Below are 20,942 nucleotides of genomic sequence, written 5' to 3' on the forward strand. Positions count from 1 at the left end.
GTGCACGATGCATCTTTTTTTGTTTACACGTATACGTTTTTGTACACAAACCATATATTGTATTTTTAATTGATCTTTCCCCCTGCAAAAATAAGCGTATAAATAGTGAATTTTATTATGGTAATAAATGGACGATTCACTAATGAACTATATAGAGGTATTCAAATGACTGAGAAAAATACAGAAACTTCCCAAATTCGGGAACCCTATTGGCGCAGTGCGTTAAATTCCCCTTCGTTTTCTAAACTAGATACAGATATAACCACTGACGTCTTAGTTGTAGGCAGCGGAATTACAGGGATTACTCAGCTAAACAAGGTATTAAAGTTACACTGATAGAGGCTGGCGAAATCCTTAACGGAACAACGGGACACACCACAGCATGGCCTGATTTACGATTTGTTTGTTCACTAAAACATGGTGAAGAAAAGCCAAACTATATTATGTAGCCAATTCAGAAGGAATGAGCTTATCAAAGATTTGGTAGAAGAACATTCCATTGAATGTAATTTGACGGCAATGGATACCTATATTCACGCGAATACTGATGAATATAAAAGTAAAATTCAAAATGAACTAAAAGCCTATCGAAACTAGCCATTCGCGGGGATTATGCAGAAGAAATCCCTTTCTCATTTCCTTGTAAATCTTTCATGATCCAAGCACAGTTTCACCCCTTTAAAATATTCAACGGCCCTCCTCTCCACGATTCTAGAAGCTGAAAAAGTTTCCACGGTAGTCAATGCTTCATTAACAGTAGCTATAATTTTCGATTGTTTACAATAGGGACAAACATGTATACACCTTATATAAAGCCATGTGTACGCATTTGTAAACACGTATACATATTCGTGTACAATTAATCTATTTTTGTTTACATGTATACATAATTGTAAACAAACCAAATAATGTATTTTTTTAATCTTTCTTCTTACAAAAATAAGCGTATAAATAGCGGATTTGGGTATGGTAATAAATGGACGATTCACTAATGAACTGTATGGAGGTATTCAAATGACTGAAAAAAATACAGACCTTCCCCGATTTCCGGAACCTTATTGGCGCAGTGCGTTAACTTTCCCTTCTTTTTCTAAACTAGATACAGATATAACCACTGATGTCTTAATAGTAGGCGGCGGAATTACTGGAATCACTTCTGCTTATCTACTAGCTAAACAAGGTGTTAAAGTCACTCTGATTGATGCTGGCGTAATCCTTAATGGAACGACAGGACACACTACAGCAAAAATCACGGCCCAGCATGGCTTGATATACGACCAGTTGATCACTGACCATGGCGAAGAGAAGGCCAAACTTTATTATGAAGCCAATTCAGATGGAATGAAGCTAATCAAAGACTTGGTAGAAGAACATTCCATCGAATGTAATTTGACTGCACAGGATGCCTATGTCTACGCAAATACTGATGAATATAAAAGCAAAATCCAAAATGAACTGAAAGCCTATCAAAAACTTGGCATTCGCGGGGATTATGCAGAGAGTATCCCTTTCTCCATTCCTTGTAAGGCTGCTGTGATAATGAAAGATCAAGCACAGTTTCATCCGTTGAAATACTTAACTGCCCTCATTTCGACAATTCTCGAAAGTGGAGGCACCATTTATGAACGGACAACGGCAATGAAGATTGAAGATGGCGATCCACCGACCATTCTGACCGATACTGGACATACAATCAAAAGCAATCAGGTAATCGTTGCCTCCCACTTCCCTTTTAATGATGAAATGGGCTTATACTTTGCCCGTGTTCATGTAGATAGGTCCTATGTACTCGGTATCAAGACTGAACAGGAATATCCAGGTGGGATGTATTACAGTGCAGACAGCCCTACCCGCTCCCTTCGCTATACGGAATTGGACAATGGGGAAAAACTTATACTAGTCAGCGGTGATGGTCATAAAACAGGTCAGGGCGTCCCGATGATCGAGCATTATGAAGCACTAAAGGACTTCAGTTCCCAATATTTCGATGTGAAGGAAATTCCCTACCGCTGGTCGGCACAGGATATTGTGACACCGGATAATATCCCCTTCGTCGGACCAGTGACACCCAATCATCCAAACGTCCTGATAGCTACCGGCTATGCGAAATGGGGAATGACGAATGGATCGATTGCGGCCAAGATCTTAACTGACCGGGTTTTGCAAAGGGATAACCGGTATGCAGACTTGTATGACCCAGCCCGTTTAAAAGGCATGAAGAATATAGTCCAAGATAATGCTGATGTAGCGAAGCATTTGATCAAAGGTAAATTGGCCGTCATTCATAAAACGCCTGAAGACATAGGAATTGATGAAGGAGCAGTCGTGAAGGTGAATGGAGACAAAGCTGGGTGTTACCGTGATCATGATGGTCAGCTTCATATTGTTGATTCTACATGTACACACATGGGGTGTGAAGTTGCCTGGAATAGCGGCGACCGTACTTGGGATTGCCCATGTCATGGCTCCCGCTACTCCATCGCTGGTGAAGTGTTAAATGGCCCTGCTGTCGAACCATTGAAAAAAATACGCTGATGGTCATCGTGATTTTATCTAATATTCGACTGGGCCCGCCGTTTTCCTTATACTGAAGTTACTGCATGGTTGAATGGTTGCAAATAACTCTGAAAAGGATTGAATTGAACATGAACGGTAAAAATCGGAAAGATATTACCCCAGGTACCTCTGTGGACATTGTGCTTAAAGCAGATCAACGCAGCGGAAAACTGACAAGCGGCACTGTAAAGGATATTTTGACCAACTCCAGCACTCACCCTCATGGAATTAAAGTAAGATTGACTGATGGCCAGGTTGGCAGGGTTCAAGTCATTCATAAGTAATGCGCACTCGGTCCAGGCCGAGTGTTTTTTTGTGATCATTCGACCGAATTAATGACAATGGGATATTTCAATCATGTTTCCCGTTCATAATTCGTACAATAGGGGTGAGATTATCTCTTTAAAAAGGCTGGTGTCAAAATGAATCAAGAATACAAAGCCCCCGATAGGGTTCATTACCGCAACGAAGAACATACATTGAAAGTTTCCGGCTCAGAGACGCTATCTGCTGCTCCGGATCAAGCCACGATCACCCTTGGAGTCATAACAGAGGATGAGGACCCGCAAAAGGCCCAGCAAGCCAATTCCCAAGCAATCGCAAAAGTTATCGCATCACTTAAATCCACAGGCATTCCCGAAGAGCAATTGAAAACGAGTGATTACAGAATCGATCCACAATATGATTATATTGACGGAAAGGAATTGTTCAAGAACTACAAAGTCCAGCACATCATCCAGGCCCAAACGACCGAAATCGAGAAAATAGGCAGCATAATCGACACGGCCGTCAGAAGCGGCGCCAATTCAATCACCAGCATCCGCTTCTCTTTATCCAACCCGGATGCATACTATAACCAGGCACTTTCTCTTGCTTTAAAAAATGCATACGAAAAAGCACTCTCCATGGCCCGAACACTGGGAATCTCATTGAACCCAGTCCCTAATAAGATTGAAGAGCTATCTGAAACGGCAACACCGATGCTTTACCAAACAAGTACCTTTTCAAAAATGGCGACTACCCCGATTCAGCCTGGTGAATTGAACATCACTGCCTCAGTAAGGGTGGAGTACACGTACTAGCACTCACTAAATTCCATCCTAAAAACCCCCCCTTGGCAACCCAAAGGGGGGGGTTTCACTTTAAAACACTACCGTTTTATTTTCATGAACAAGGACGCGGTCCTCCAAATGCCATTTAACAGCACGTGCCAGCACCCTGCGTTCAGCTGAACGACCGATTTTCTTCATATCCCCGGCAGAATCACGATGGTCCACTCGTTCAATATCCTGCTCGATGATCGGACCTTCATCCAAATCATTCGTCACATAATGGGAAGTCGCCCCAATCAGCTTAACACCTCTGTCATAAGCTCTTTCATAAGGCCGGGCTCCAATGAATGCAGGTAAAAATGAATGATGGATATTGATGATTCTGTTTGGATGGGCCGCTACGAAGTCCGGCGTCAATATCTGCATATACCTAGCCAATATAATAAGGTCCACTTCGAATTCTTCCAGAAGTCCAAGCTGTTTAGTCTCCACTTCCTTACGTATATCCTTATTTGCTGGAATGTAATAAAATGGGATGCCCATCGATTCGACAATTTGCCTTGTATCTTCATGATTGCTGATGACTAGCGCAATATCAGCTAATAAATCGCCGCTTTGCCACTCCCATAGCAATTCCAGAAGGCAGTGAGGCTCCTTGGAAACGAAGATTGCCGTCCTCTTCAGATCACTCACATGGTTAAATGTCCATTGCATCGAGAATGCTGTCGAAACTTCCTGGAATGCCAGTTGCATATCCGCTGCCCTATCCTTCAATCCTGGACAATCGAATTCGATCCTGGTGAAAAAGGTACCGCCCTCAGGATTCATCGAATACTGACTCAATTCAACAATATTTGCACCATATTCTTTAAGAAAGGCTGTAACTGTCGAAACAATTCCTGGCTGGTCCGGACATTTTATAATCAAACGGCCCCTATCTTGATTCTTTTCGCGAAACTCCTGTAACTGTTCTTGCACAAAGTTGCTAACCATTTTCCCAACTGCCCTTCTTCTATTTTGCTATATTATACTTCAATTCATGGGCAAAATTAAAGTCAGTCCATAAATACGGGATTTTGTAGACAGCCAACATGGTCCTTTTTTGAAATCCTCCACAGTTTTATCCCATCCCATTCATTAGATATGGTTTTCAGCAGTTTTCTATAGAGTCTAATCCATCATCATAAATTGTTTTATATTCATCTCTAGAGTTGAATCCAGCCGAAATCTCTTACCCTATTAATAATTGTCATTATTTCAGGAAATTACCGGTAATTTGGAAGGAAATGAGGGCAAAGGCCGAGAACCTTTATGAAATGCATAGTGAAGGGGGATTCTTGAATGGAATGTCGGCATGATCTGGACACCCTTTTTTATTTCAATTTTATTTTCCCTAGTTATTGAGGTTATTCACTACCTCATAAGGGTATAGACCATTCTATTAGTTTTTTTCAAAGGGGGAATTGAAATTATCATGAAATCATCAGTTACATTCATTGTATCCATTCTGGCTGTTCTTGGACTTCTGTCCGGCTGTGCTGAAAAGGACCAGCTAGAGGATGGGAGTAAGCTGATCAATAAGGACCAGTTTGTTTTCGCTGCCTCAGGCGAATTCAAGCCATTCAGTTATGTCAATGATGACATGACCGTAACCGGATTCGATATTGAAGTCGGCGATGCAATTGCAAAGGAACTGGACCTGGAGCCAGTACCTAAACGGATTAAATTCAAAGGTATCGTGGAAGGTGTCAAAACCGGTCGGGCAGATGCCGCGGTTGCCAGTCACACAATCAATGAACAACGAAGTAAACATGTTGCCTTCTCGACCCCTTATTACTACTCAGGTCCTCAAATTTTCGTCCGCTCGGATAGTGACATTAAAACGGTTGAAGATTTAAAGGGAAAGGAAGTTGCGGCTTCTAAAGGCTCCACGTACGCAACCACAGCAGAAAAGTATACAACCAATGTAAAAACCTATGACAGTGATATCACCGCCCTGAAAGCATTGAGCGGAGGACGTCATGATGCCGTCATCACCGACTTCGTAACCGGCAAGGAAGCAGCCAAGGAAGGTTTCGACATCGAAGGAAGGCAATTGATCGAACGAAGCGAGCAGGCCATCGTACTGCCCAACGACAACCCTCAGTTGCTTGCCCGTATCAACGAAGCACTTGAAAACCTCCGGGAAGATGGAACGCTTGCGGAAATCAGCAAAAAATACTTTGGTGAGGACATCACAACTAAGCCTGAATAAAGATTGATAGAAAGGGAGTCATTACATTGCCAAGTTTTTCACATTTTTTTGATACATTATTTAGCTCCTCGGACGTATTCATCCGAGCCATGCTCCTCACATTGGAACTTACGGTAGTCTCCATATTGGTAGGAATCGTCATCGGATTGCTATTTGCACTTTTAAAAATTTCCAATATAAAAATTCTTGCATGGATTTCAGATACATATGTATTCCTGGTACGGGGAACACCGCTAATCGTACAGATATTCATACTATATTTCGGTATCAGCAATCTCTTCTTACTGCCGGACTTCTGGGCGGCGTCACTTGCCCTGGCCTTCCATAATGGAGCCTATATCTCTGAAATTTTACGTGGTACGATCCAATCGATCGATAAAGGCCAAATGGAAGCCGGACGCTCCCTTGGCATGAGCAATTCGCTCACATTAAGAAGGATCATCTTACCTCAAGCCTTCCGTCGCGCATTGCCGCCGCTAGGCAACCAATTCATCATCGGGTTGAAGGATTCATCACTGGCCGCCTTCATATCCATGAATGAGCTGTTTAACGTGGCCACTACATTAGGTTCGAATAATTTCGATGAAATGACTTATTTATTGATTGTGGCGGTCTATTACTTGATTCTAGTGGCATTCCTGACCATTATCGTCAATTTATTCGAAAAGAAACTTTCCATTAGTGATCGATAGGGGGAATTGAAATGGAACAAAAAGAAATGATTCGCATTAGGAATTTAAATAAATCGTATGGAAACCTGCATGTACTCAAAGATATTGATATGAAGGTACTCGATAGCGATGTTGTCTGTCTGATCGGGCCAAGCGGTTCCGGAAAAAGCACCCTGCTCCGCTGTTTGAATTATTTAGAGAAAAAAGACAGCGGGCAAATCCTCATTGAAGGAACGGAAATCAAACCGGGTACCCATGATATTAATAAAATCCGCGAGAAAGTCGGAATGGTTTTTCAGCATTTTTACCTCTTCCCGCATATGACCGTACTGGAAAATGTCATCGAGGCGCCTACTCACGTCAAAAAGATCCCTAAGGCACAGGCAATTGAAGAAGCAAAAGCATTGCTTGCCAAAGTCGGCTTATCGGATAAAGCGGATGTCTATCCAAGCAAGCTCTCAGGTGGCCAGAAACAGCGTGTCGCCATAGCCCGTGCCCTTGCCATGAAGCCGGATATCCTACTCTTTGATGAGCCTACCTCGGCTCTGGATCCCGAACTTGTCGGGGAGGTTCTTGCCACGATGAAGGAACTTGCCTTGGAAGGGATGACAATGGTAGTCGTTACACATGAAATGAGCTTTGCACGTGAAGTTGGGGATTGGATTGTCTTCATGCATAATGGGAGGGTTGTCGAAAGCGGCCCGCCAAAAGAATTCTTCACCAATCCAAAAGAAGAGCGCACAAAAGAATTTTTGCAAACGACAGTCTTTTGATCTGCTAGCGAGAGCAATTCGTCCGTTAACGCAGAAATTTCGGCCTATAACATTAAGCAATACAGGCGTGAATTCCTGTATTGCTATTTTGCATGTAAAACCCTTTCTTGTTTTCCTTATTCTCCAGTTAGATAGTTCCTTAAATTACATGATCAAAAGTTTCAGGGATATTTTCGCTCTGATTGTACAAACTAAATACTTGATGAATTGTTTCAGATAAACCCTGATTCCGGCTCGAACATGGAAAAATATCTGTATTTATGGTATATATACAGGTAAAATTAAAAGAAGTATATAAATGAAAGAGGTCGAATTCAGTTGGAAAATAACTCTTCGAATTTTATTAAAAATATTATAAAAGATGATTTAGAGTCCGGAAAACATGATCATGTCATCACCCGCTTCCCTCCTGAGCCGAACGGATATTTACATATCGGGCATGCCAAATCAATCATTTTGAATTTTGGGGTGGCTGATGATTTCAATGGGAAAACCAACCTTCGTTTCGATGATACGAATCCATTGAAAGAGGATATTGAGTTCGTCAACTCCATTAAGGAAGATGTAAAATGGCTCGGTTACGACTGGGATAACCTTTTCTTCGCTTCCGACTATTTTGATGAAATGTATAAAAGAGCTGTGCTGCTCATCAATAAAGGATTGGCATATGTGGACGACCTTAATGCCGACCAAATCCGTGAATATCGCGGAACGCTGACTGAGCCGGGGAAAGATAGCCCCTACCGCAATAGAACCGTCGAAGAAAATCTTGAACTATTTGAAAAGATGCGCAGCGGCGAATTTGAAAACGGCGCAAAGGTATTGCGTGCAAAAATCGATATGAGCTCACCTAACATTAATTTGCGTGATCCCGTCATATACCGTATCTCCCATACTGAACACCATAATACCGGCAACAAATGGTGCATCTACCCAATGTATGCCTTTGCCCACCCAATTGAAGATGCCATCGAGGGAGTCACACACTCCATTTGTACGCTTGAGTTCGAAGATCAACGACCTCTTTATGACTGGATCGTTGAAAATTGTGAAATGGAAAGCAAACCAAAACAATATGAATTTGGCCGTCTTAACCTGACCAATACAGTAATGAGCAAGCGAAAACTGAAGCAGCTTGTCGATGAAGGCTTCGTGGATGGCTGGGACGACCCACGGATGCCTACCGTTTCGGGCTTGCGGAGACGAGGGTATACACCCGAAGCGATTCGTGCATTCTGCCAAGAGATAGGTGTCGCAAAAACAAGCGGTGTCGTGGACTCACAAATGCTTGATCATTTCGTGCGGGAAGACTTAAAGCTCAAGGCTCCACGGACTATGGCCATCCTAAATCCGCTTAAAGTGGTCATCACCAACTATCCGGAAGGCGAGATAGAATGGCTGGATGCTGAGGTCAATCCGGAAGTTCCGGAAATGGGCACACGCCAAATCCCGTTTTCACGTGAAATATATATTGAACAGGACGATTTCATGGAAAACCCGCCGAAAAAGTATTTCCGACTTTTCCCGGGCAATGAAGTCCGTTTGAAACATGCTTATTTCATTAAATGTGAAGAAGTGATAAAAGACGAAGCCGGTAACGTCATTGAACTTCGCTGCACATACGACATTGAAACGAAAAGCGGATCTGGCTTCACTGGCCGTAAAGTGAAAGGTACATTGCACTGGGTCGAAGCTTCACAAGCCGTTTCAGCAGAATTCCGCAACTACCAGCCTTTAATCTTGGATAAGGAAAATGATGAAGAGGAAGAAAAATCATTCTTGGACCGGGTAAACCCTGATTCTCTAGAAATTCTACAAGGATTTGTCGAGCCTAACATGAAAGATGTTAAACCTCAGGATAAATTCCAATTCTTCAGGCATGGCTATTATAATGTTGATTCAAAGCTCACTGCGGCCGATCACTTGGTCTTCAACCAAATCGTTGGATTGAAAAGTTCATTCAAGTTATAGAATCACGGAAAAGAACCAGATTCCTAGCGAATCTGGTTCTTTTTCATTCTCTGCACTCTTATATCATTTTTTCTCGTAAAGTTTGATCCCTTGCTTGGAAAGGGCCTGTTTAAGAGTACTATGTGTCGAAACCTGACTAAAATCAAGACCTAACTGAACCGATGTCCTGGCCACTTCAGGACGAATCCCGGAAATGGTCGATTGAATGCCTAACAGGTTCAGGGTACTTATCAATTGATAGATCTGTTGGGCAACCATCATATCTAAAAGGGCAACTCCCGATAAATCGATGAATAAGTGAGTGACATTTTTGCTAATGCATTTGCTTGGAGTCGCATTCAAAATTTCCTTTGCCCGATAGGTATCGATTTCACCGATTAACGGCAATACCGCAATGGCATCAACAATGGGAATGACAGGTGCGCCCAGTTCATTAATCAGGTCCTGTTGAGCAAGGAGTCGTTCTTTTGTCAAAAGGTAATACTGCTCAGTGAACTCACGGTTCAATTGATCGAATGCACGATTAATAAGCTGGCTCCACCGGATGATTGTCTCCTTCGTTATCCCCGTATCCTTTAGCATATAATCAGTGATGAAGGCCCAATATGTTTCGCGAACCTTATTAAGCGCTTCCAACACTTCGTAAATGGGGGTGTCCGATTCAACCCTGCTCTTCGCGACAAGTGTGGCCCACTGCTCCATCGTTTCAATAAAAGCAGTTTTATCTTCAAGTAAAGCACTGGTCACTGTCTTGATCGTCAATGTATTCTGTTCCCTAAGTAGATTTTCGATTTCCTCATTAGAATCTATTGAATAGATGGATCCAGACTGCTTCTCCCTTAAAGCCAGCCAGTTTTCCGTAATCTTGGATGAGTTATCAAGGATATATCGATATAAATTTTCATCTATTTTATCCATTTGTGTTCCCCTATCTCCCTAGTTATTTCATTTTAAAAAGTAATAATAAGTCTCCATATCCCTCTTTCTCCATTTCATTTCTAGGAATGAACCGAAGAGCTGCAGAGTTTATGCAATATCTCGTGCCTTTAGGACTTGGGCCATCAGGAAAAACATGTCCAAGGTGTGAATCGGCGTCCCTGCTGCGCACCTCGGTCCGGGTCATTCGGTGGCTGAGATCCATTTTTTCATTGACACTTGCCGACATGATGGGCTTCGTGAAGCTAGGCCACCCACAGCCGCTATCATACTTATCCCGCGAACTGAATAGAGGCTCCCCAGAAACGACATCCACATAGATGCCTTCTTCATAGTAATCCCAATAGGCATTATCGAAGGGCGGCTCCGTGCCATTTTCCTGGGTGACATGAAACTGACTCTCCGTTAAGGTCTTTCTAAGGTGTGCATTATCCTTAGGCCAATTTTCGTTAATGAAAGCATCCCGTCCTGAGCCTTTACGATACAATGCATAGCGAAATTGATTTTTCCGATAGAATTCTTGATGATATTCCTCAGCGGCGTAAAATTTCCCCGAGGGTAGAATACCCGTAACAATAGGTTTCTTAAACCGCCCGCTCATCATTAAATCTTCCTTCGATTGTTCTGCCTCCTGTTTCTGACGTTCATTAAGATAGAAAATGGCCGCCTTGTATTGCTTTCCCCTATCCGAGAACTGCCCTTCATCATCCGTAGGATCGATTTGGCGCCAGAATATCTCCAATAACGTTTTATAGGAAATGATTGATGGATCGAATACCACTTGCACCGCTTCAACATGATCGGTCGACCCGGTAATCACTTGTTTATAACTAGGCGCGGCAAAATTACCGCCTGTATAACCTGATGTCACTGAAATAATACCATCCATTTCATCAAAGGGAGCAACCATGCACCAAAAACAGCCTCCTGCAAAGATAGCCGTTTCTTTTCCAGCCATCGCCATCCTAAAACTCCCCTTTCAAGCCTGTCATTTTATGTATTATATACCAGCAAGCCAAACACCTTCAAATTCAAAAATTGTTTGGTGTACAAATATAAAACAGGCACTTAGGAGTAACCTAAGTGCCCTTTTGTGTTAGATCCGTTAATTAAAGTATCACACTTACAATGATCGCTGATAGGATGCTGACAAGAGTCGCACCGTATAGCAGCTTCAAGCCGAAACGGGCCACAACATTTCCCTGTTTTTCATGAAGTCCTTTGACTGCACCGGCAATGATGCCGATAGATGAGAAATTAGCGAATGAAACCAAGAAAACCGAAACGATTCCTATCGTCCTATCGCTCAAGGCTGCCGATGCTTCCCCTAGGCTCAGCATGGCAACGAATTCATTGGTCACCAGCTTCGTCGCCATGATTCCGCCAGCAGTCACGGTTTCTGAAATCGGTATACCCATGATGAAGGCAAACGGTGCAAAGATATACCCCATGATGTCTTGGAAGCTGATGCCGAAGATCATATCGAATACGCTGTTGATTCCTGCGATTAAAGCAACGAAACCAATTAACATCGCTGCTACAGTGATAGCAACCTTAAATCCATCCATGATATATTCCCCAAGCATTTCGAAGAAAGACTGCTTCTCCGCCCCTTCTTCAACAGGGAGGATATCCTCTTCATCCGTTACGGTATAAGGGTTAATAATGGATGCGATGATAAATCCACCAAACATGTTAATAACAATTGCCGTCACTACGTATTTTGGTTCAATCATTGTCATATAAGCACCGACGATCGACATCGATACAGTTGACATGGCTGATGCACAAAGCGTATACATGCGAGATGGCGGAATGGCACCGAGTTGTTTTTTCAAGGTTATGAAAACCTCGGATTGGCCCACTATTGCTGATGCGACAGCATTGTAAGATTCCAATTTACCCATCCCATTCACCTTACTTAGAATGAATCCAATCCACTTCATGATGAACGGAAGGATCTTGAAGTGCTGTAAGATCCCGATTAATGCTGAGATGAATACGATTGGAAGAAGGACATTTAAAAAGAAGGGCGATGCTCCTTCGTTTACAATCCCGCCAAATACAAAGGTGATCCCTTCATTTGCCCATTCTAAAAGTTTTCCGAAACCATCGGCAATCGAATTGATGATCACTAAACCAAACTTCGTATTTAATAATAAATAAGTTAAAATAAGCTGAATGACCACCATGAGGATGATCGGTTTAATTTTAACTTTCTTCCGGTCACTGCTAACTAATAGAGCTAGTCCAAAAACAATAAGCAGTCCTAAAATTGCAATCAGAAATTTCATATATTCTGCCTCCACTAAGGGTGAATTTAATGATCGTGCATTACTAGTAGGTTACCCTCAAAAAATTTATGCAAACGTTTTCTCTTTCATCCAAAATACATGTACGTACCTCTCCAGAAGTCTATATTAAACTAATATTTTTTTAAGTGCAATTATTATTTCCCTTTTTAAAATAACAATTAGTGACAATAATGGGTTTCGTGAATTAAAAAAGGAGGCTCCCCTCGAAAGGAACCTCTCTTTCCTCAAATAGTATCGACTTTTTAGGCTGCCGTTTTTCTGGATATCACCGAGGTAACTATTCCTGCGCCTCCAATTACAAAGATGATGATGGATGCGGCCAAACCGCCTGCCCCTTGATAAAAGCCGATAAATTTCCCTGCAAAAGATTCTCTGCCTTGGAAACCGCCACCGCTTGGAGTTCCAGAACCATTAGGCCCGCCTTGGGGAGTTGTCTCCAAATTGCCCTGGTCATTAGTTGTCGTTTCCGCAGTTGAATCATCGGTTGTTGTACTGATAGCCGATTTTTCCGTATCATTCGTTTCTGTTGTGTTGCGGTCGGCGGGCTGACCCATAATTGCCTGTCGATTCATGGGGTCATTGCCGCTGCCATTCACATACATCATGAGCCCGGTGACTGCATGAGCCATTAAAAGGACAAAAGCCAATATTCCAACCAAAAAGTGTAACTTACCAAGTCTTTTCATCATGGATTCCCCTCCGAAAATATATGTATTTCTTGATAAGTTGATTATCTAAAAAGACCCTTAATTTTTCCTTAAGCAACAAGGAAAAAAGTAAGGGTCTTTTACTATTGGAATGGCTTCTAAAGGGGATTAATTTTTCCTTTGATTTCTCGGAAAAGTGATTTCAAAACGGGTCTGTTCATTCTGTTCACTCGTAACCTTGATGTTCCCTTGATGTGTGTTTACAATCCATTTGGCAATGGATAAACCTAAACCGGAGCCTTCATTTGCTGAACGGGCTTGCTCCACTTGATAAAAACGGTTAAAAATCAAGGGGAGATCTTCCTGCGGAATGCCTTTTCCATTATCCTCCACAGTAAGAATGATGGATGAAGCATTCTTGATGCAGGATAGGGAAATTTTCCCGCCCTCCTCGGTAAATTTCATGGCATTATCCACCAAAATCACCAATAGCTGATGAATCCTCTCCTTATCCCCATGAAACACCACCTGTTCGGGAGCATGGCAAATGATTGACTTCTCTTGAAAAGAAGCGATATCCGTATACTGTTCCACGATATCCATAAGTAAATCATCAAGGAAGAAGTTCGATTTCTTAACCTCCATTTGATTCGAATCCGTTCTAGTCAAGGTCAAAAGTCCGTTAACAAGCTTATTCAATCGCCGGACTTCCTTCGAAATGATGGATATATCAACGGCTTTTTCCTCGATTGTCGCGTTCGGTGATTGAAATAGCAAATCAGCCCGCGATTGAATGACAGCAAGCGGCGTTCGTATTTCATGCGAAGCATCCGAGACAAACTGCTGCTGCTGATCCCAGGATTTCTTGACCGGGATCAAAGCCCGTCCTGCCAGAAGATAGCCTGCGCCTACCGCCACTAGACTTCCAATTCCTCCACCAACAAACAATATGAGCAGCAAGCGATCAAGCATTTCTTTTTCTGTATCCACATTCTTGATGAATTGTACGGCCATCTCACCATAGCCCGTATCGACCTGGGTGGAAAGGGCCCGATACGTGTATCCATTCACCGATATTTCTTCAATTTCATCAAAAGCTTTAGGGAAAAATTGTTGTTCATTGACCTTAAAAAAATGGTCTACACTCAGTCTTGGCTCAATAATCGTATCATCCGGTCCCCAAATGATGACGCTCGGTCCCGGTCCTAAGAGAAACTCACCTTGCGGACGTCCGCCTGGCATGCCGCCATTATTGAAATCCCTGTAATCCTTTTTAAGTGAATCATTGACATCCTTATAAATCTGATTTTCCGTATAGAAATAAATCGTTCTGCTTAATATGGCTATTAAGACAATAAAGACGATAGAATTCAATAATGTTAGTTGAAGCCGTGTTTTTTGGAACATAATGATCCCCTTATGGTTGTTTTAGCATATAACCAATACCGCGTACGGTTTGAATATCTTTATGATAATTGAAAGGTTCAAGCTTTTTTCTAAGATGATGGATGAACACTTCCACAATGGCAATCGTCGTATCTGAATCAAACCCCCAAATGCGGTCGAAAATTTGCTCACGGGTCAATATTTTTCCATTATTTTGAATTAAGTACTCCAGTAATTCAAACTGTTTCAAGGTCATTTTAATGACCTTTCCATCAACCAAAATATCCTTTTCTTTTTCCAACAGTTCAATATCACGGTATTTCACATGCTGCGCAAGTGATATAATGCCGCTCCTTCGAAGCAGGGCACGTATCCTGGCCTTAAGTTCCGGTGCCTGGAACGGCTTGACTAAATAATCATCGCCACCCATTTCCAATCCTCTGACACGATCCTCAAGCGCATCTTTTGCCGTCAAAAACAAGACACTTGTATCGATTTTTGCTTCCCTGATTTTCCGTACGATTTCAAATCCATCGATTCCCGGAAGCATTACATCCAAAATGATGATATCGTATATACTTTGCTGAGCCATGAATAGCCCATCTTCCCCATTATCTGCTGTATCGACTTCATATTCATCCGTCAGAATCTGTCGGATCGATTCTAATAATGAAACATTATCTTCTACCACCAAAACCTTCATTCAGGGTACCTCCCATCCGCTTCAATTGTGATATATGTTGATTTTATCCTTTTTCATATGCAAAAGAAAGCGGGCTTTTAATCGCCTGCTTTCTCTAAAAATTGTATGTTCATTCGTGACGCAGTGCTTGGATTGGATTTAACCTGGATGCCTTATTGGCAGGAAATACGCCAAATATTATCCCGATTAAAATGGAGAATAAGAAGGCAAACAGTGTTACCGACCATGAATAACTGATCGTTAAACTTGAAAAAGCTGAAATCAATTTTGCGATTCCCAATCCAATTCCAACTCCCAACAATCCCCCTAAGCAGCTCAGGACCATCGCTTCAATTAAAAACTGAAGAAGAATCGATTTCCGGTTTGCCCCGATTGCCTTTCTAATCCCGATTTCCTTCGTTCTCTCCGAGACGGAAACCAACATGATATTCATGATTCCAATTCCGCCTACCAGTAACGAAATACTGGCAATACCGCCAAGCATGAGTGTGAACGTATCCGACACAGAGCTCATTGTATCCATCAGATCTTCTTGATTGGACACCGAATAGTTATCACTCTGTTCTGGGAATGATGTGGTCATCGCACCCTGGACCTGGTACATCGCCCTATCTATGATATTCTCGTTCTCCGCTTTTAAATATACGGTTCCGATTGTCGTGCTGCCTGTAGCCCTTTCGGCAGTGGTGATTGGTGCAATGATTACATCATCCCCGCTCGATCCCATTGAGGTGCCTACCGATTTCAGCACACCGATCACGCGATAGGAAACGCCGCCGATAAGAACGTTCTGGTCCACCGCTTTTTGGTTTTCAAAAAGCGTGGTGGCCGTATTTGATCCCAGGACAACGACCTTGGAGCGTAATTCCGTTTCCATATCCGTCAAAAACCGGCCTTGACTGAGCTCCAAATCCCTAACTGATAAATAGGATGAAGTTGCACCGGTCATTGAAACCTGTGCCGAAGCTTCTCCGTTTTTAGCATAAACGCGTCCAGTTACCACAGGAGCCACTTCCGATATCCCGCTTAGCTCTTTAAACTGTTCAATTGTATCATCCGTCAGCTCCACGGTGTCGGTATCCGTGACACTTACCGTTATCAGGTTCGTTCCAAGGCTATTGATCTCATCCTGAACGGACTGTGAGGAACCCTGCCCAATCGAAACCAAAACGATTACGGAGGCAACACCAATTATGATTCCAAGCATGGTTAAAAATGCTCTGACTTTATTGGTTTTGATACTGCGTATAGCCATCTTCATTGATTCGCTCAGGTTCAATCCAATCACCTCCATTTTCAAATAGCTGACCATCCTGTATCCGAACGACACGAGTTGCTTCTTTTGCCACTTCCAAGTCATGGGTTATAAGAATGATTGTTTGTCCCTTTTCGTTCAATTCTTTCAGCATCTGCAGCACTTCTTTACTCGTTTTACTATCAAGAGCCCCCGTCGGCTCATCCGCCAATAAAACGGGAGGGTTACCGGCAAGTGCCCTTGCAATCGCAACTCTTTGCTGCTGTCCTCCCGACAGTTGGGTCGGCAGATGATTCTTCCGGTCACTCAGGCCGACCATATCAAGGCATGCATTGGCCACTTCCCTTCTTTCCTTCACGCTTGCCCCTCTATAAACAAGGGGAAGTTCGACATTCTCCAACGCTGTCAGTTTTGCTAACAGATTGAAATTTTGAAAGATAAATCCTATTTTAATATTACGAATGGCAGCCAACTCATTATCCTTCATCTTTTCCACTTCTTTTCCATCAAGAAGATATTCACCTATGTCAGGCTTGTCAAGGCAGCCAATCATATTCATGAACGTCGATTTCCCTGATCCAGAAGGTCCGATGATGGAAATGAAATCGCCTTTATCGATTGTAAGACAGACATCTTGAAGTGCCTTAACCGTTTCACCGCCCAATTCATATGATTTAGACATGTTCTTGATTTTTATGATGGGTTTCGCCATTTTACTGACCTCCCTTGCCGCTCGGCATTCCGCCACCGTTTGTCATCCCGCCGCTCGGCATTCCGCTGCCGCTCTGCATTCTTATTTCGCCTTCTTGGCCTCCCCTCATTCCTTCGCCGCCACTGCCAGTGGAGCTTTCATTGATGGTAATAGGCAAGGAAACAAACTGGCCCTCTTCAAGACCTGAAGTTATTTCAATATACATATCATTGCTGATTCCAGTCTCAACCACTGTCTTTCTACTGGCAGCTCCTTCAGTTGTACCGGATTGTTGTATATTCACATATTTCTCTTCACCGTCAATTTGGACTGCTTCGATCGGAACATATAAAGCATCTTTTACACTATTCGTCAAAATGCTCACTTCAGTCGACATCCCAATTTTTATATCGCCGGGTTTGTCAATCTTGATAGTGACATCGAATGAAGAAACTCCATTCTCATATGTACCTTCCTTTGCTACACTGGTCACTTCCCCCGTGAACGTTTCATCTTCAAAAGCACTGGCTTTAATTTCAACTGTTTGTCCCTTTTTTACGCTTGGAACATCCAATTCATCCACACTGATCGTGGTTTTCAATTTTTTATAATCCGTAACATGTGCCACCACTTCACTGCTCGATACACGATCTCCTTCTTCTACATCCAATGTTGTCACGGTACCATCGAATGGGGCCGTTATCGGATCGCTTCCATCCGCGAAGGTAATGAGTTCATCACCCTTCTCAACCATTTCATTCTTCGCTACAAGGACTTCATCCACTTCACCCGTTACCGAGGAAGTGATGTCCTCACTATTGATTGCGGCGACCGATCCGGAACCGCTTATTTGAACTTCAAGATCTCCCTTTTCAACTGTAGCCGTCACCGACTTTGCAATTACAGGCTCAGCATTATCCTTCATGAAAAACCAAACGCATCCCCCTATGGCCAGCACTAAAACCGTACCTATCATTATCAACTTTTTCATCACTTTTCTCCTTTCAGATTTCCTTCGTTGAAACCAGTATCGTGAAAGAAGCTTAACTTTTCCTTAATGGCCATGCGTTTGATTTCCATGATTTTCCGTTTATACGGCACACTTCCTTGCTTGTACGAAAAAATTAAAACGATGTCGAACGAAAAAAGATTTAATTTCAGCATTTAAATTTACAATATATTCTGATAATTATATACTGATACTGTTATCGGAAATTGTTAATGAAATCCAAATCAATAATGATGAAGGGGGAACCAACTTGGCATCAAACGATTCAATCGCAAAGGAGACCAAGGCAAGCGCTTCCACGGACTACACCAAGATCGTCCAATCACAATCATTTCAAGAACTCCTAAGGAAAAAACGCAATTTCATCGTCCCGCTATCCATCTTTTTCATGGTCTTTTATTTCACACTGCCAATACTAACTTCCTATTCTAAAGTTCTTAACTCAATTGCTTTCGGGGCAATCAGCTGGGCCTGGATTTTTGCCTTCGCTCAATTTATCATGACCTGGACATTATGCATCCTCTATTCCAAAAAAGCTGCGACATTTGACCAATTAGTAGAAAAAATCGTTAAAGAAGCGAAAGGATAAAGGGTGAATATACAATGAATATACTTGCTTTTATATTATTTCTAATCATTGTCGGACTAACATTGGTCATTACCTATTTTGCTTCACGGCGCACCAAAACGACCGCGGACTTTTATACGGCGGACAGCAGCCTTACTGGCTGGCAGAATGGCTGGGCCATTGCGGGAGATTATATGTCCGCCGCCTCATTTTTGGGGATAGCCGGCATGGTCGCACTCTCTGGATTTGATGGTTTTTTCTATAGCATAGGTTTTTTGGTTGCGTATCTGGTCGTTCTTTATATCGTGGCCGAACCGCTCCGTAACCTTGGCAAGTATACATTGGCGGACATGATCGCTGCCCGTTTCAATGAAAAGAAAGTGCGCGGGGTTGCTGCCCTTAACACCATTTCCATTTCAACCTTTTATATGATCGCCCAATTAGTCGGTGCAGGTGCCCTTATAAAACTCTTACTTGGAATTGATTATCTTTACTCCGTCATCATTGTAGGTATTTTAATGACCGTTTATGTCGTATTCGGCGGTATGACGGCCACCAGCTGGGTCCAAATCGTTAAAGCCGTTTTATTGATGGCAGGTACATTCATCATCTCCATCATCGTGTTGGCGAAATTCGACTTTAGCGTGATCGAGATGTTCAAGCAAATGAAAACAGCCACTCCTTTGGGCGGGGATTTCCTCAACCCAGGTAACAAATTCAAGGATCCCTTGGATACCTTATCCCTTAATTTAGCGCTTGTACTCGGTACAGCTGGACTACCTCACATTCTCATCCGTTTCTTTACGGTGAAAGACGCCATCACAGCCCGAAAGTCCGTAGTATATGCCACTTGGATCATTGGCATCTTTTATATAATGACCATTTTCCTTGGCTTTGGAGCGGCAGCTTTTGTTGGATACGACAAAATCATAGCCGCGAATGCGGCCGGCAATATGGCTGCTCCGCTGCTTGCCGAAGCCATTGGGGGTGACTTCCTGTTCGCATTCGTCTCTGCTGTTGCTTTCGCAACCATTTTAGCGGTTGTAGCAGGTCTCGTCCTATCGGCAGCATCTGCTTTTGCCCATGACTTCTATGGCCACATCATCCGGAAAGGTCAAGCCACTGACAAGGAACAAGTCGTTGCAGCTCGTTGGGCATCCATCGGAGTATCCGTCCTCTCCATCATCCTTGCCTTATTTGCCCAAAACATGAATGTCGCCTTCCTTGTTTCACTTGCCTTTGCCGTCGCTGCCAGTGCCAATCTACCAATCATTGTCTTCACGGTATTCTGGAAGCGTTTTAACACAGCTGGGGCTGTCTCGGGCATGATAGTTGGACTGGTCAGTTCTTTATTGCTTGTTTTCCTAAGTCCCAATGTCTGGTCACCGGTAGAGGGAGCGGCAATATTCGTTGGGGAGCCATTATTCCCACTTGCCAATCCAGGCATCATCTCCATCCCGATTGGTTTTATCGCAGCCATCGCCGGTACACTTTTGTCAAGCAAGAAAGCTGATGCCGAAAAATTCGACGAAATTTTGGTCACGGCTAACACTGGGATGAAAGATCCTATATAAGCTAGATTTATTATTATTTTATAATATTAAAAAGAGAAAGGAGATCAGGGTTTTTCGACCTGCTCTCCTTTCTCTTATTTAGAACATATTTATCAGGAAGATTGAAAATAATCCCGCTAACTTCTCAATCTTAACTTCCTTCTATTGTATTTATTTACTAACTGGTTCATGACTTCTGCAAAGATCAGCCCCATAGCAATGGCACCAGCCAGCATGAAGGCCTTGGCGGCCAATTGAACGGCGACATAAAAATCATTTCCGACAAAATGCTTCATCGCATCATACGACAAACCTCCAGGCACGAGAGGGATGATTCCCGATACATTGAAAATCGTGATCGGCGTTTTATACCTTTTGGCAAAATACTGGCTGATAACCGCAACGATAAATGCAGACGCTAATGTTGCAATAATGCTGTTAACCTCATTTTCAACCAGAAAAAAGTATAAGATCCACCCCAACATCCCTACGAAACCACATTGAAATAATGAATTTTTTGGTACATTGAAGATGACTCCAAAGGCGGCTGAGGCAATGAAACTTGTAATAAGCTGTGCAATCATCATTCTTCCTCCCCTAAA

The 20,942-nt window shown here is 42.7% G+C and carries 20 protein-coding genes; 9 read left to right on the top strand and 11 right to left on the bottom strand.

Features of this window, described 5'->3' with window-relative positions:
* Window positions 1-1,014: 1,014 nt before the first annotated feature.
* The 3 genes from J7E52_RS06890 (at window position 1,015) to J7E52_RS06900 (ending at window position 3,638) form a co-directional block, all read left to right on the top strand.
* On the top strand, window positions 1,015-2,535 hold the full coding sequence (locus tag J7E52_RS06890; RefSeq protein WP_214744382.1) for an FAD-dependent oxidoreductase: 1,521 nt from the start codon (window positions 1,015-1,017) through the stop codon (window positions 2,533-2,535).
* 110 nt (window positions 2,536-2,645) lie between these two features.
* The gene (locus J7E52_RS06895; RefSeq protein WP_063234246.1) at window positions 2,646-2,840 is read left to right on the top strand and encodes a YwbE family protein; all 195 of its coding nucleotides are present in this window, start codon (window positions 2,646-2,648) and stop codon (window positions 2,838-2,840) included.
* Window positions 2,841-2,978: 138 nt separating this feature from the next.
* Window positions 2,979-3,638 carry an SIMPL domain-containing protein gene (locus J7E52_RS06900; RefSeq protein WP_214744384.1) on the top strand — a complete coding sequence of 220 codons (660 nt, stop codon included), beginning with the start codon at window positions 2,979-2,981 and terminating at the stop codon, window positions 3,636-3,638.
* 60 nt (window positions 3,639-3,698) lie between these two features.
* Here the strand turns inward: J7E52_RS06900 and purU are convergent, their stop codons facing one another.
* The gene (gene purU, locus J7E52_RS06905; RefSeq protein WP_214744386.1) at window positions 3,699-4,601 is read right to left on the bottom strand and encodes a formyltetrahydrofolate deformylase; all 903 of its coding nucleotides are present in this window, start codon (window positions 4,599-4,601) and stop codon (window positions 3,699-3,701) included.
* A 481-nt stretch (window positions 4,602-5,082) separates the two neighbouring features.
* Between purU and J7E52_RS06910 the strand changes: the two genes are divergently transcribed.
* The 4 genes from J7E52_RS06910 (at window position 5,083) to J7E52_RS06925 (ending at window position 9,277) form a co-directional block, all read left to right on the top strand.
* A complete protein-coding gene (locus J7E52_RS06910; RefSeq protein ID WP_214744388.1) occupies window positions 5,083-5,862 on the top strand; it encodes a transporter substrate-binding domain-containing protein in 780 nt (259 codons plus the stop codon).
* 26 nt (window positions 5,863-5,888) lie between these two features.
* The gene (locus tag J7E52_RS06915; RefSeq protein WP_048685680.1) at window positions 5,889-6,554 is read left to right on the top strand and encodes an amino acid ABC transporter permease; all 666 of its coding nucleotides are present in this window, start codon (window positions 5,889-5,891) and stop codon (window positions 6,552-6,554) included.
* An 11-nt stretch (window positions 6,555-6,565) separates the two neighbouring features.
* Window positions 6,566-7,306: an amino acid ABC transporter ATP-binding protein gene (locus J7E52_RS06920; RefSeq protein ID WP_061465868.1), complete on the top strand. Its 741-nt coding sequence runs from the start codon at window positions 6,566-6,568 to the stop codon at window positions 7,304-7,306.
* A gap of 318 nt (window positions 7,307-7,624) precedes the next feature.
* Complete coding sequence (locus J7E52_RS06925) at window positions 7,625-9,277, top strand: glutamine--tRNA ligase/YqeY domain fusion protein (protein WP_214744390.1); 1,653 nt, start codon at window positions 7,625-7,627, stop codon at window positions 9,275-9,277.
* Between the two features lie 63 nt (window positions 9,278-9,340).
* Here J7E52_RS06925 and J7E52_RS06930 read toward each other — a convergent pair whose 3' ends face one another.
* The 9 genes from J7E52_RS06930 to J7E52_RS06970 form a co-directional block, all read right to left on the bottom strand.
* Window positions 9,341-10,195 carry an STAS domain-containing protein gene (locus tag J7E52_RS06930; RefSeq protein WP_214744392.1) on the bottom strand — a complete coding sequence of 285 codons (855 nt, stop codon included), beginning with the start codon at window positions 10,193-10,195 and terminating at the stop codon, window positions 9,341-9,343.
* Between the two features lie 22 nt (window positions 10,196-10,217).
* Window positions 10,218-11,177, bottom strand: a complete 960-nt coding sequence (gene msrB, locus J7E52_RS06935; protein WP_214744394.1) for a peptide-methionine (R)-S-oxide reductase MsrB — start codon at window positions 11,175-11,177, stop codon at window positions 10,218-10,220.
* 145 nt (window positions 11,178-11,322) lie between these two features.
* The gene (locus J7E52_RS06940) at window positions 11,323-12,507 is read right to left on the bottom strand and encodes a NupC/NupG family nucleoside CNT transporter (protein WP_214744396.1); all 1,185 of its coding nucleotides are present in this window, start codon (window positions 12,505-12,507) and stop codon (window positions 11,323-11,325) included.
* A gap of 263 nt (window positions 12,508-12,770) precedes the next feature.
* A complete protein-coding gene (locus tag J7E52_RS06945) occupies window positions 12,771-13,217 on the bottom strand; it encodes a hypothetical protein (protein ID WP_214744398.1) in 447 nt (148 codons plus the stop codon).
* A 126-nt stretch (window positions 13,218-13,343) separates the two neighbouring features.
* On the bottom strand, window positions 13,344-14,582 hold the full coding sequence (locus tag J7E52_RS06950) for a sensor histidine kinase (protein ID WP_214744400.1): 1,239 nt from the start codon (window positions 14,580-14,582) through the stop codon (window positions 13,344-13,346).
* A gap of 10 nt (window positions 14,583-14,592) precedes the next feature.
* Window positions 14,593-15,264: a response regulator transcription factor gene (locus J7E52_RS06955; RefSeq protein WP_214744401.1), complete on the bottom strand. Its 672-nt coding sequence runs from the start codon at window positions 15,262-15,264 to the stop codon at window positions 14,593-14,595.
* Between the two features lie 109 nt (window positions 15,265-15,373).
* Window positions 15,374-16,543, bottom strand: a complete 1,170-nt coding sequence (locus tag J7E52_RS06960; protein ID WP_286197525.1) for an ABC transporter permease — start codon at window positions 16,541-16,543, stop codon at window positions 15,374-15,376.
* The gene (locus J7E52_RS06965) at window positions 16,491-17,231 is read right to left on the bottom strand and encodes an ABC transporter ATP-binding protein (RefSeq protein ID WP_286197526.1); all 741 of its coding nucleotides are present in this window, start codon (window positions 17,229-17,231) and stop codon (window positions 16,491-16,493) included. The genes J7E52_RS06960 and J7E52_RS06965 overlap by 53 nt, the downstream gene beginning before the upstream one ends.
* 1 nt (window position 17,232) lies before the next feature.
* Window positions 17,233-18,201 (bottom strand): efflux RND transporter periplasmic adaptor subunit, encoded by a 969-nt coding sequence (locus tag J7E52_RS06970; RefSeq protein ID WP_214744403.1) that lies wholly within the window; start codon window positions 18,199-18,201, stop codon window positions 17,233-17,235.
* 268 nt (window positions 18,202-18,469) lie between these two features.
* Here J7E52_RS06970 and J7E52_RS06975 point away from each other — a divergent pair, with 268 nt between their 5' ends.
* The gene (locus J7E52_RS06975; protein ID WP_214744406.1) at window positions 18,470-18,808 is read left to right on the top strand and encodes a DUF485 domain-containing protein; all 339 of its coding nucleotides are present in this window, start codon (window positions 18,470-18,472) and stop codon (window positions 18,806-18,808) included.
* Between the two features lie 14 nt (window positions 18,809-18,822).
* Window positions 18,823-20,361 carry a solute symporter family protein gene (locus tag J7E52_RS06980; protein WP_214744408.1) on the top strand — a complete coding sequence of 513 codons (1,539 nt, stop codon included), beginning with the start codon at window positions 18,823-18,825 and terminating at the stop codon, window positions 20,359-20,361.
* Between the two features lie 116 nt (window positions 20,362-20,477).
* Here J7E52_RS06980 and J7E52_RS06985 read toward each other — a convergent pair whose 3' ends face one another.
* Window positions 20,478-20,927 (bottom strand): threonine/serine exporter family protein, encoded by a 450-nt coding sequence (locus J7E52_RS06985; protein ID WP_214744410.1) that lies wholly within the window; start codon window positions 20,925-20,927, stop codon window positions 20,478-20,480.
* Window positions 20,928-20,942 lie beyond the last annotated feature (15 nt).

Origin of the sequence: Bacillus sp. ISL-34 (assembly GCF_018613325.1) — a bacterium.
Taxonomy (GTDB): Bacteria; Bacillota; Bacilli; order Bacillales; family DSM-1321; genus Peribacillus.

Coding starts and splice junctions, on each gene's coding strand:
- J7E52_RS06980 (WP_214744408.1), top strand. CDS start 18,823: ATGAATATACTTGCTTTTATATTATTTCTAATCATTGTCGGACTAACA.
- J7E52_RS06970 (WP_214744403.1), bottom strand. CDS start 18,201: ATGAAAAAGTTGATAATGATAGGTACGGTTTTAGTGCTGGCCATAGGG.
- J7E52_RS06895 (WP_063234246.1), top strand. CDS start 2,646: ATGAACGGTAAAAATCGGAAAGATATTACCCCAGGTACCTCTGTGGAC.
- J7E52_RS06890 (WP_214744382.1), top strand. CDS start 1,015: ATGACTGAAAAAAATACAGACCTTCCCCGATTTCCGGAACCTTATTGG.
- J7E52_RS06955 (WP_214744401.1), bottom strand. CDS start 15,264: ATGAAGGTTTTGGTGGTAGAAGATAATGTTTCATTATTAGAATCGATC.
- J7E52_RS06920 (WP_061465868.1), top strand. CDS start 6,566: ATGGAACAAAAAGAAATGATTCGCATTAGGAATTTAAATAAATCGTAT.
- J7E52_RS06965 (WP_286197526.1), bottom strand. CDS start 17,231: ATGGCGAAACCCATCATAAAAATCAAGAACATGTCTAAATCATATGAA.
- J7E52_RS06900 (WP_214744384.1), top strand. CDS start 2,979: ATGAATCAAGAATACAAAGCCCCCGATAGGGTTCATTACCGCAACGAA.
- J7E52_RS06945 (WP_214744398.1), bottom strand. CDS start 13,217: ATGATGAAAAGACTTGGTAAGTTACACTTTTTGGTTGGAATATTGGCT.
- J7E52_RS06950 (WP_214744400.1), bottom strand. CDS start 14,582: ATGTTCCAAAAAACACGGCTTCAACTAACATTATTGAATTCTATCGTC.
- J7E52_RS06930 (WP_214744392.1), bottom strand. CDS start 10,195: ATGGATAAAATAGATGAAAATTTATATCGATATATCCTTGATAACTCA.
- J7E52_RS06910 (WP_214744388.1), top strand. CDS start 5,083: ATGAAATCATCAGTTACATTCATTGTATCCATTCTGGCTGTTCTTGGA.
- msrB (WP_214744394.1), bottom strand. CDS start 11,177: ATGGCGATGGCTGGAAAAGAAACGGCTATCTTTGCAGGAGGCTGTTTT.
- purU (WP_214744386.1), bottom strand. CDS start 4,601: ATGGTTAGCAACTTTGTGCAAGAACAGTTACAGGAGTTTCGCGAAAAG.
- J7E52_RS06940 (WP_214744396.1), bottom strand. CDS start 12,507: ATGAAATTTCTGATTGCAATTTTAGGACTGCTTATTGTTTTTGGACTA.
- J7E52_RS06985 (WP_214744410.1), bottom strand. CDS start 20,927: ATGATGATTGCACAGCTTATTACAAGTTTCATTGCCTCAGCCGCCTTT.